Here is an 11,173-nt window from a genome sequence, read left to right as displayed (position 1 = left end):
TCGTAGTCGATGTCTTCCTGTTCGTTCAGGCCGTAGCTGACGACGTTGAACCACTTGCCCGACATGTTCACCGGCGAGCCGTGCGTCAGGTGGCCGCCGTGCGCGAGGCTCAGCCCCATGATCGTGTCGCGCGGCTTGAGCATCGCGAAGAACACGCCCTGGTTCGCCTGCGAACCCGAGTTCGGCTGCACGTTCGCGGCCTCCGCGCCGAACAGCTGCTTCACGCGGTCGATCGCCAGCTGCTCGACCACGTCGACGTACTCACAGCCGCCGTAGTAGCGCTTGCCCGGATAACCTTCCGCGTACTTGTTCGTGAGCTGCGAACCCTGTGCGGCCATCACGGCCGGGCTCGTGTAGTTTTCCGACGCGATCAGCTCGATGTGGTCTTCCTGGCGGCGGTTCTCGTCCTGAATGGCAGTCCAGAGTTCCGGATCGACGTTGGCGACGGTGCTGGTAGTGCGATTGAACATGATGATTGATCAAAAGAGAGTGATGGATTGACCCTGGTAGGCCGGACTTGCCCGGACCCGCGAAGTCGAGCGCCGGACCGGCGCTCGATGACGTCGACAACCATGCCGCCCCGCGACGCCGGCTGAACGGTGATTCGGCATTGCCATTCCAGCAGACGCAAATTCGTTCAGATAGAAGGATTACGACAATCCGCTAGGACACATCGCGCGGCGAACCGGCAAAAAAAATCGAAGGTCCGCATCGCTGCGGAACCTTCGACAGAACCTGCCGTTCCTGGGGGAGCTCGCGCCTTCCCTTCGGCTTCCCGCGAATATCGGGGCCTAAACGGCGGAGAAACAGTTGTCGACGAACAGATGGGTGCCGTTGACGAAGCTCGATTCGTCCGACGCCAGGAACAGTGCGGCCGCGGCCACTTCCGACGGCTCGCACAGCCGGCCTTGCTGCACTGCGATAGCCGCTTCGGTCGCGTCCACGCCCATCGCCTGCAGATCCCTCAGTTCGCGCATCCCGTGCGGCGTGCGGATGAACCCGGGCGCGAGCGCATTGCAGCGGATGCCGCGATCGCGGTATTCGACGGCGATCGCGCGCGCGAACATGTGGCATGCCCCCTTGGTCGCGTCATACAGCACTTCGCCGGGCGTCGCGCAAACGGCCGAGATCGACGACGTGCAGACGATGCTGCCGCGCCCTTTTTCCAGCATCTGCGGCAGCACCGCCTGCGTCATCAGGAACATGCTCTTCACGTTCACGCCCATCAGCCAGTCCCATTCCGACTCCTCGATGTCGAGGAACGGTTTGACGATCAGCGTGCCCGCGTGATTGAACAGGATGTCCGCGTTGCCGAACTGCTTGCAGGCCGCATCGACTGCGTTCCGCACGTCCGACTGCTTCGACACGTCGGCGCCGAGGCCGATCGCCTGCAAGCCGGCATCGCGCAGCCGCGACGCGAGCGTGTCGGCCGCGTCGCCGTCGCGGTCGATGATCGCCACCTTCGCCCCCTGCGCGGCGAACAGTTCCGACGCGGCGGCGCCGCACCCGCCCGCGCCGCCGCTCACGATCGCGACCTTGCCCGCCAGGCGCCCGTCGATCTTGACATTCATGAGTCGTTCTCCAGTCTGGTTCGTTCGGACCGCTCAGCTGAACAGCGTCCGAAGATGATCGTTGAGGAAATAGCCTTCAGGGTCCACGCTGCGGCGCAGTTCGCGGAACGCCTCGGCCTTCGGGAACCAGCGGTCCACGTCGTCGCGGTTCGTGAAGTGCAGCTTGCCCCAGTGCGGACGCGAGCCGTAGTCGCGCAGGATGTCGTCGACGTCCTTCAGGAACGGCCAGTAGTCGACGCCGTTCGGACCGCCCGAGCACGAAATCGTCACGCTGTCCTGATGATTGAACGGGCTGATCCATGCCGGATCGCCCTTCGTGAAGCGGTACTCGACCGGGAAGATGCAGTCGCGATGCTTCGTGAGGATCAGCTCGCGCACGCGGCGCAGCGCCTCCTTGCCGTGTTCGGCGGGCACCGCGTATTCGAGCTCGTGGAAGTTCGCGACGTAATGAATCGCGTAGACCTCGGAGCTGTACGCGATCTTCTCGTGCTCGCCTTCGTAGAACGTGCGCTCGTCGGTGATGTCCATCACCTTGATCTCGCACACGTCGTAGTCCTTCTTCGAATTCGACACCTTCGTGGTATCGGGCAGGCAGTACAGGTGACGGCTTTCGGACGTCGGGCACCAGAAGAACCCGAAATGGCGATGCTTCGCCGCGAGGTCGTCGTACTGTTCCATCAGCGCCTCGAAGTCCTCGCGCCACACGCGGTCGTGCAGCCAGAACGCGTCGGTCACCTGCAGCGTCAGCTCCGACACCACGCCGAACAGGCCGAGGTTCACCTGGGTCGCGTGCAGCAGATCGAGGTCCTGCCGGTCGCTCACTTCCATGATCGAGCCGTCGGGGCGAACGATCCGCATCCCGACCACCTGCGACGACAGGTTGCCCAGCGTCGTCCCCGTGCCGTGCGTGCCGGTTGCGAGCGCACCGGCAATCGCCTGGGAATCGATGTCGCCCTGGTTGACGAGCGAGAAGCCGATGTCCTTCAGATGACGCGTCACCGCATTGATCCGCGTGCCGGCCTTCACCGTGACGCGCTTGCGTCGCTCGTCGACCGCGACGATGCCCTGGTAGTCCTTCAGCGACAGCAGCAGGCCGCTCGTCGCGACGATCGGCGTGAACGAATGTCCCGATCCCGAGCATCGGACGTTCTTGCCCTGGCGCGTCGCGGCCTGCACCAGTTCGGCGATTTCCGCCTCGCTGGTCGGCGACGCCATGTGCGCGGCGACGCAAGACTGATTGCCGACCCAGTTCCGCCAGAACCCGCCACGTGGAAGCTCCATCGACGTCTCTCCAGAAAAGTGCCGCCGGACCCGCGCCGGCAGCCGTGTTCGGTTCGTCCGGCAACGAAGCGGGATGCTTCCGGCGCCGGCGCGATGCGTTGTGTTCCGTTCATGCCAAAGGTATTGCGCCGGCCGGCTTTTCACTATCGGATTTCGGCAAGCGAGGGTTTTCTCCGGGAATCGGGCCGCCGGGGTTTTTGACCGGCGCGCGCAGCGGCTACAATGCGTCGATCCGGCCCGCCCCTTCCCGACTCCGATGACGCCGTCCGCCGATCCGAGCGATTTTTCCGGCGCCCCGCCGTTCGCACGCGCGGTGGCGTTCTGCGCGTTCACCGACGTGGAGGAACAGGCGCGGATCTTCGACGGCTGGCATCTCAACTACACGCAGATCTCGGGCGGCCGGTTTCATGGTTCGTCCTCCATCGTGTCGCTCGGCGGCATCCGGCTCCTGGTCGAAGACCTCGACAAGGTGATCCTGCAGCAGGGCGCGGTGCCGTCGGACCGCATCGCGGTGGCCGTGCCGCTGGAACTCGAAGGCCATGCGCGCATGTGCGGCGAGAAGAGCGGGCGCGACAGCCTCCATGTGTTCTCCAGCCAGCCGGTGTTCGAGTTCTATTCGCCCGACCGGCACGTGCTCGTGAACGTCGAGATCGAGCCCGACAAGCTGTCGACGGAGGCGATGCGCACGCTCGCCGCGTCGCTGCGCGCGCGCACCTTCGCGCCGCTGATCCCGATGACGCCCCAGGTCGCGGACCGCCTGCGCGACCTGCTGCGCCACACGATGGCCGCGGCCGCGAAGAGCACGCCGATCGAGGACGTGACGACGCAGGCGCGGATCGAATTGCTCGAACGGACCGTGCTGTATGCGATTTCAGAGGCGATGACGATGCCCGCGCCGGATGCGAACGCCCTCGCGACGCGGCCGACGAAGTACTGGTCGCTCGTCAACGCGGTGCAGGCGCGGCTGCAGGATGCGTCCACGTGCCCGCTGTCGATCGCCGAACTGTGCGTGCAGCTCGGCATCAGCCGGCGTACCGCGCAGTACGCGTTCAACGACACGCTCAACCTGAATCCGATCGCGTACCTGCGCGCGGTCCGGCTGAATCACGTTCGCCGCGAGCTGCGGCTCGGCGGGTCCGTGACGTCGGCCGCGACGAAGTGGGGCTTCTGGCACCTGAGCAGTTTTGCGCAGGACTACCGCGCGATGTTCGGCGAGTTGCCGTCGGCGACGGCGAGGCGCTACGCGCACCGGGAAGGCTGAGCGTCGATCGCGTGAAGCATGACGCGGCTTCGCGTTGCCCGCGCGTGAACCGAACTTCGATGAAGAAAGCCGCGGCCGAACGTGCGCCGCGGCAGGTTGAAAGCAGGCCGCCGCCGCAGTCGAGCGGCCGGCCCCCATCGGCACCGGCTGCCCTCCCGCGCGCGACCTCTCTACACCGTCACTCCTGCTGTTCCTGCTGCGCCTGCACCTGTCGCTGCTGGATGAACTGCCGCACGTCGCTCATCGTCACGCGACCGGTGTGTTTCGCATCGATCTCGTCGAAGTGCTTCGCGACGAACCCGAGCCCGCCGCTCTGCGCCTGCGCTTTCGTCACCGCCGCGCCGTTGCTCAGCACCGTGTTGCCGCCGAGCCGGGCATCGACGCGCTTCTGCGCCTGCTGCTGCAGCGTCGCGCCGGTCGACGGCAATACCGGTGCCACGCGGGTCGAAGGAAAGAACGGGCCGTCGACGCCGTGCCCGCCGCGCGGCAGCTTCACCGGCGCCACCGCCTGCGGCGGCAATGCGTGGGCGCTGCTCATCAAGGCACCGAGGACGACCAACGGGGACATGCGTCGCATCAAGTTGATTAGGGACATGATCACTCGCATTCGATGGATGAATAGAGGGTTCCTTTTCGCAAGGAGTCCGTTGTTTACGGTGCCGCTGCCAGCGTCGTCGCGGTGGTCGCGCCCGGCGAGGCGCCGGTCGGCGTGCCGGCCGGGTTCTCGTCCGGCCACGGCGGCGGCAGCGTGTGCAGCGTCAGCGCGGTCGGAATCCGCCGGCCCTGATAGAAGAGCTTCAGGTCGCGCTTCATCTGCGGACGGGCCACGTCATCCAGATACGTCATGTGCCCGCCCTGGAAGAAGTTCACCTGCAGCTTCGGGTTCAGCCCCTTCACCGTCTGCAGCCGCGCGAGTTGCTTCTCGGTGTTGAAGAACGGCGTCGCCAGGTCGTGGAGGCCGTTCTCCGCGAGCACCCGGAGCTTCGGATTGAGCTGCAGCGCGCCCAGCAGATCGGGGATCGTGTCGGGCATCGGCTGGCCGTCATGCGAGAAGTCCCACACCTGGATGATGTTGTCGTTCAGCGGCAGGTAGGTCGCGTTCGGCGCGGTGTAGCCGAGGTAGTCGGGCATCTGCGTCGCGAGCGCGTTGGTGAACGGCTGCGAGATCAGGATGTCCGACGGATCGCCGTCCGTTTGCAGCCGCGGGTCGGCGTTCGGCAACGACACGCGTCCGTCGTAGCGGCCGATCGTCGTGCGGGGCACCAGGTTCGTGCCGAACGGATTCGCGTTGAAGTAGTCGCGCAGCGCGTGCTGCGTGAGGCTCGACGGCAACGACCACAGCGTCAGCGTCGCATCGCTCGGGAACACCGGCGTGCCGAGCGCGTCCGGAATGCCGAGCTGGCTCAGCACCCACGACTGCGAGTACTGCTGCAGCTGGTTGTAGATCAGCGTCGTGAACAACTCGGTCTGCAGCGCATACAGATAGGGATTTACCGGCGCCGGCGATACCTGGTTGAAGTACGCCGCGACCGCCGCATAGCCGGGCAGGTAGCCGGCCACGGTATCGGTCTCGAGCAGCAGCCCTTCGGTCGACTGCGTGATCGCGACCGCTTCCACCGCATCGGCGAAGTAGTTCAGGATTGCAGACTGCAGCACGATCCCCGTCAGGTGCACGCCGGCCGATTCGAGCGCCAGCGCGAGCATGTCGGTACGCGGCGTGCCGTACGATTCGCCGTACAGGTAGATCGGCGACGTGCCGCGGTTGTTGACGTTCAGGTAGCGCTGGATGAAGTCGCGCATGATGTTGACGTCCGCATCCGAACCCCAGTACTTCTGGTTGGTGTTCGGCAGCACGGCTTCCGACAGCCCGGTGCCCGGCGGGTCGATGAACACGAGGTCGGTCGTGTCGATCAGGCTTTCCGCGTTGTCGACGAGCGGATAGTTCGGCCAGTTGCTGCCGAACAGCGGATCGGGCGTGGCGACGCGCGTCGGCGCGAACGAGCCGAGCCGCAGCCAGATCGACGACGAGCCCGGGCCGCCGTTGTAGACGAACGTGACGGGGCGCGGCTTGCCGTTCGTGCTCGGCACCGTGTACGCGACGTACGACATCGACGCTTCCGCGTTGCCGTTCGCGTCCTGCGCGGTCAGGTGGCCGGTGGTCGTCGTGTAGCTGACCGTCGTGCCGCCGGATTGCCACTGGTAATGCATCACCGCCGCCTTCTCCGAGACCTGCGCGGCCGCGAGGCCGTCGGTCGCGTTCATCGAATAGGCGACGGGGTCGACGTAAGGCTGGTTCGCCGCCGGCGTCTGGCTGCCGGCCGCCTGTTGCGCGCCGGCCGGCTGGCTGGCGGTGGCCTGCGCGAGGCTCGATGCGCCGACCGACGACGAATCGTCGCCGCCGCAGCCCGCGAGCACCATGGTCACGACGGTCAATGCGCCTAGCCCGGCCAGCCGGCCGCGACGTGCGCGGCGGCTGCCGGTAATGCTCCTGTCTGGTTTCATGCCTCGATCCTTGTGTTGGGTCGGATACCGCTTCACACAGGCCGCCATCGCCGGCGAAAAACGCGCAGGCATACCCGCCACTCGCGTTGCACGGTCGGCAGACGGCGGTTGGGGAATGGACTTCTTCGAGAGACTGAACTTGATACAGACACAGCAAACTGCTGGCGGAGAATGATGCAGGAACGCCGCCCCCTGGCAGTTTCGACGACTTATCGTATTACCAATATTTACGACATGACAAAAATAGGCGGTGCTGCGCCGTGTTGTCAAAGATCATTCCGATATTAAAAAATCTCTTATGATGCGAACGGCGGTCAGTGTCTGGTATTTGAAAGAAAAACGATTGTTCTAACTGGACACGTTGCGTGAATCATTTTTCCTGAAATGCCGTTCGTTTTTCGCAGATCTCGTAGCACTTGGCGAGTATTGGAATCGCGCGCAAAAGCCCTTCAAATCGACAGGACTTTTCTTTCATTTTAATTATTCGAATCCGATTAGAGCGAATCGTTGAATAAAGCCCGATATCATCCACAAAATACCGATTCCGACTGTTTGCACGACGCACTGAGGAATTATTTACCCGATATCGGAATCAAACCATCGGATGCACTGAACGGCATTGATGCGTAATACGCGGGTATTCGCAACGATGAAGCGATCATTCGCGCCACGCGTTCCGGATCGGATTGCGGCGATCGCGAATCGGGCACGTGATGCGTGGAGGAGAGAGAGGCCGGTGAGCGAGCGACAGCGCGTGGTTTGCGCGCCGCCGCCGACTCACGCGACGACGTGCGGCAGCGCCGCACGCCGTACTTCAGAGGTTCGACGTGGAGGAGATCAGCGCCCGCCGCCCGGCAGCGCGATATCGATCAGCACCGGATCGTGGTCCGACGAACGATACGCATCCGGCGCGTAGAAGGTCTTCTGCTGCTCGGCCGACTTGTACGCGAGCGTGTACTGCAGCGCGAGCGGCTCGTCCGCGTTGATGTGCCATTCGTGCACGGCCTTCACGTGCGATGCGAGCGGCAGCGACGCGAGCGCGTGATCGAGGTAGCCGGCTTCGCCGTTGTACACGTAGCTGTACGCATTGGCGCCGATCCAGCGCGACACGAGGTTGCGGTAGCCGCGCGATTCGAGCAGGCGGATCGGGTCTTCGTACGTGTAGCTGTTGAAGTCGCCGATCAGCAGCGTGCCCTGCCCCGCGACGCCCGTCGGCGTGCCGGCGAGCCAGTCGGCCAGCTTCGCGGCCGCGCGCGTGCGCGTCGGGTTCCAGCAGCCCTGGCCGTCGCCCTGGTCGAGATCGTCGTTCGCCGCGTCCGGGCAGTTCTTCGACTTCAGATGGTTGACCGCGATCGTCAGCGCCTGCTTGCCGCCGATCCGGCGGAACGACTGCGCGAGCGGCTGGCGGTTCTTGTCGTCGATCGCGAGCGTCGACGCGCGGCCGACGGGTTCGACCGTGCGGCTGTCGTAGATCATCGCGACCGCGATGGCGTCGCCGCCGAGGCGCGACGTGCCCGGGTCGACCACGCGCCAGTGGCTGCCGAGCTTCGCCGCGAGCTGGCGCACCGCGCTCAGTTCGCCGTAACCGTTGTTCTGGATTTCCATCAGGCCGATCACGTCGGCGTCGAGCGCCTTCAGCGCGCTGACGATCTTCGCTTCCTGGCGCTGGAATTCCGGGTAGCTCTTCGCGCCGCGGTTGTTCGGATCGTCGAAGCCGCCGCCGAGACCGTTGCCGTTCAAGTAGTTGAGGACGTTGAACGACGCGACGCGCAGGTTCGATTTCGGATCGCGCGCCGGGGCGTTGGCGCGCGGGTTCGAACGCGTGTCGAACGCCGGCGCGGCCGCGCCGGGCAGCGGCTGCACGCGCCATGCGCCATAACGCACCTCGAGCACGCCTTCGACGTCGCGCACGGTGTAGCCCGAGCGCAGCGTGTTGGCGGCCGACAGTTCGGGCGCCGGGTAAGGCACGGTCGCCGGGTTCTGCTTGTTCGAGCCGTCGTCGAGGATCAGCCGGTTGCGTGCGTTCGCATCGATCTGCGTCTGCGCCTGCGACGGCGGCACCACGCTCGTCGGCGTGTGCAGGCGGCCGTTGCTCAGCATCACGCTGCCGTAGCGGCCGAGCTCGTAGTTGTCGGTGACGGTGAGCGTCTGCGGCAGGCGCACGCGCATCCCTTCGTACGCGGCGAACGCGTTCGGGTTGTCGACCGGCAGCGTGAGCGTCGCGGGCGTGACCGTCTGGCCGTTCGCGCACACCGCGATCGCGCCCGACAGCGTCAGCTGCGTCTGCCCGTATTTTTCCTCGACCTTGCCGCTCACGTGCACGAGATCGCCGGCCTTCGCGCGCGCTTTCGGCGCATAGACGAACAGCCCTTCGGACACGCCCGGCTGGTTGCGGCGCTGCGCGTCGGCCTGCTGGACGAAGAAGCCGCCGAAGCCGTCCGTGCCGCCGAAATCGGCGGTGACGACCGCTTCGATCGACACGTTCTGCCCGGCGAGCGGCGACGGCGCGCCCGGCCCCTGGATGTCGGCGATCGGCGTCGTGCTGCCGCCGCAGTTCGGGCTGACGGGGGCGGCAGTGGCGGCGAAGACCGGTGCGGCAAGCGTGGGAAGCAGCAATAGCGGGGCAAACAGGCGGATTGTCGAGCGCATGACGGGGAATCCCGGTTGTGAGGATAGCGAAAGCTTAGCGGCGCTCGATGACAGTTGTTAGTAACCGGAAGACAGATGAACGTAATATTCGACACCGCTGCGCGATGGCGATCGACCGCGCGCCCGCGGTCGAAAAGCGGGAAATCGCCTGACGAATCCCGTCCCCTGTTGCGACGATTTCCCGATGCCGGCTTCGCCCCGCCAACCGTGGAGCTAAACCGTCCCCGGCAACGCGCTCGACACGAGCACGGCAGCCACCATCAGCACGCCGGCCAGCACGACCGCCTCGATCCGCAGCACCGCGCCGAACCGGCGCAACAGGCCGGCCGGCGTCGCAGCGTCCGGGTCCTTCAGCGCCGCCAGCAGCTTCGGCATCTCGAAGAACCGGTTGTGCCCGCCGAGCGCCGCCGCGATCAGCACGAGCGCGAGCTTGAACAGCAGGATCTGTCCGTATGTCGACGCAAGCAGGTTCGCTGGCGTATCGACACCGCGCCAGCCGTTGTACGCGCCGGTCGCGAACAGCACGATCAACGCATACGTCGACGCATCGGACAGCGACTGCACGAACGAAGCGCCGGTCGTGCGTTCGCTCGCGGGCATGCCGGCAAGACGCGGCATCACGCCGAACGCAGTCACGAACACGAGCCCGACCCACGCGCTGATCGCCAGCAGATGCAGCCAGTCGACCCACACCGGCACGCTGAACAGCCCCGCGTCGACCGGATGCCCGCCGTTGCTGCGCGAGAGTGCGATGCCCGCGAGCGCGGCCCACATCGCGAACGGAAAGCGCGTGTCGTTCGCATCCCGAAGCAATGACAGAAGCACGACGACCGCCGTGAACACCGCACCGGCCAGCCACGCGTGGCCGAAGCCGGTGCCGGCGAGCATCGAGCGGACAGCCGGCCCGGCGTCCGGCATCGACACGTCGCTCATCAGCGCGCAGTGCGCCCAGAATGCGGTGATGCTCGCGAGCAGCGACACGGCGGACGCGATGCGCAGCGTCGCGACGAGACGCCGCGCGATGCCGTGCTGCCACGCCGACTCGCCGCGCGCGAGCCAGTGGCTGCCGAGCAGCGCGCCGACGACGACGGCGAATCCGGTGTTCTGGATCGCCACCGACAGGAGCCTCAGGAGGCCGACGAAGCCCTCGTTCACCCCTTCACCCTGAACGTATAGGTACCCTTGGTGCGATGCGCGTCGGCGGTCATCGCCACCCACTGCACCGTGTACGCGCCGGGCGCGAGCTTCGGGATCGCGACGGTCATCACGCGCGGGTTCGACGCATCGACTTTCGCCTTTTCGTGCGCGACGGCGTTGCCGCTCGCGTCCGACACCTTCACCGAGCTGAACGCCTGTTCGAGATCTTCGTTGAACGCCAGCCGCAACGTGTCGGGCGCGGTATCGACCGTGCTGCCCGTCGCCGGCGCGGCGCTTTCCAGCTTGCCGTGCGCGAATGCCGCGGCCGGCACGGCGGCGGCGATCGCGCCGGCCGCGGCGAGGGCGGCCAGCCGCCCGAGAGTGATGATCTTCATGGTCATCCCCGTCATCACGGTTTCTTCAGCTCGACGACGGTCAGCGCGCCGCTCACGTCCTCGGCGACGAACTCGACCTTGTCGCCCACCTTCACCTGCGACAGCATCGCCGGATCCTTGACCTTGAACACCATCGTCATCGCATCCATCCCGAGGTTGTCCAGCTGACCGTGCTTGATCGTCAGCTTGCCGGTGCCCGCATCGATCTTGCGGATCTCGCCGTGCGACATCCCGCGCTTCGCGTCGGCGCCCTGCATCGCGCCGCCGCTCATGTCCATGCCGGCCATGTCGCCGGCCGCGTACGACGCGGCGGAAAACACCAGCATGCAACCCGTTGCAATCGAAATCAGTCCCTTCTTCATCGTGCGTGCTCCTGA

At 65.8% G+C, this 11,173-nt stretch carries 9 protein-coding genes and 1 pseudogene; 1 reads left to right on the top strand and 9 read right to left on the bottom strand.

Annotated elements, in window-relative coordinates; translation table 11 throughout:
• From glyA to DIE04_RS23835, 3 genes and pseudogenes are all read right to left on the bottom strand, one after another.
• A pseudogene (gene glyA / locus DIE04_RS23845) lies at positions 1 to 470 on the bottom strand (serine hydroxymethyltransferase); the annotation flags it as partial.
• Positions 471 to 791: 321 nt separating this feature from the next.
• Complete coding sequence (locus DIE04_RS23840; RefSeq protein ID WP_124520784.1) at positions 792 to 1,571, bottom strand: SDR family NAD(P)-dependent oxidoreductase; 780 nt, start codon at positions 1,569 to 1,571, stop codon at positions 792 to 794.
• Between the two features lie 33 nt (positions 1,572 to 1,604).
• Positions 1,605 to 2,852: a D-arabinono-1,4-lactone oxidase gene (locus DIE04_RS23835; protein ID WP_124520786.1), complete on the bottom strand. Its 1,248-nt coding sequence runs from the start codon at positions 2,850 to 2,852 to the stop codon at positions 1,605 to 1,607.
• 256 nt (positions 2,853 to 3,108) lie between these two features.
• Here DIE04_RS23835 and DIE04_RS23830 point away from each other — a divergent pair, with 256 nt between their 5' ends.
• On the top strand, positions 3,109 to 4,113 hold the full coding sequence (locus tag DIE04_RS23830; protein ID WP_124520788.1) for a helix-turn-helix domain-containing protein: 1,005 nt from the start codon (positions 3,109 to 3,111) through the stop codon (positions 4,111 to 4,113).
• Positions 4,114 to 4,291: 178 nt separating this feature from the next.
• On the opposite strand, the gene DIE04_RS23825 is transcribed toward DIE04_RS23830, so the two are convergent.
• The 6 genes from DIE04_RS23825 to DIE04_RS23800 form a co-directional block, all read right to left on the bottom strand.
• The gene (locus tag DIE04_RS23825; protein WP_124520999.1) at positions 4,292 to 4,720 is read right to left on the bottom strand and encodes a 2-oxoglutarate dehydrogenase; all 429 of its coding nucleotides are present in this window, start codon (positions 4,718 to 4,720) and stop codon (positions 4,292 to 4,294) included.
• 44 nt (positions 4,721 to 4,764) lie between these two features.
• A complete protein-coding gene (locus tag DIE04_RS23820; RefSeq protein ID WP_124520790.1) occupies positions 4,765 to 6,615 on the bottom strand; it encodes a S10 family serine carboxypeptidase-like protein in 1,851 nt (616 codons plus the stop codon).
• A gap of 837 nt (positions 6,616 to 7,452) precedes the next feature.
• Positions 7,453 to 9,264, bottom strand: coding sequence for an ExeM/NucH family extracellular endonuclease (locus tag DIE04_RS23815; RefSeq protein WP_124520792.1), 1,812 nt, complete (start codon positions 9,262 to 9,264; stop codon positions 7,453 to 7,455).
• Between the two features lie 213 nt (positions 9,265 to 9,477).
• A complete protein-coding gene (locus DIE04_RS23810; RefSeq protein WP_124520794.1) occupies positions 9,478 to 10,419 on the bottom strand; it encodes a copper resistance D family protein in 942 nt (313 codons plus the stop codon).
• Positions 10,416 to 10,796 carry a copper homeostasis periplasmic binding protein CopC gene (gene copC, locus DIE04_RS23805; protein WP_124487011.1) on the bottom strand — a complete coding sequence of 127 codons (381 nt, stop codon included), beginning with the start codon at positions 10,794 to 10,796 and terminating at the stop codon, positions 10,416 to 10,418. Before copC ends, DIE04_RS23810 begins: the two co-directional genes overlap by 4 nt.
• 14 nt (positions 10,797 to 10,810) lie before the next feature.
• Entirely contained in the window at positions 10,811 to 11,158 is a 348-nt protein-coding gene (locus tag DIE04_RS23800) for a copper-binding protein (RefSeq protein WP_124520796.1), read from the bottom strand.
• Between the last annotated feature and the right edge of the window lie 15 nt (positions 11,159 to 11,173).

It is taken from the genome of Burkholderia sp. Bp8994 (assembly GCF_003853805.1).
Lineage (GTDB): Bacteria > Pseudomonadota > Gammaproteobacteria > Burkholderiales > Burkholderiaceae > Burkholderia.
The sequence above is the reverse complement of the archived record's forward strand: the minus strand, read 5'-3'. Positions and strand labels throughout refer to the sequence as shown.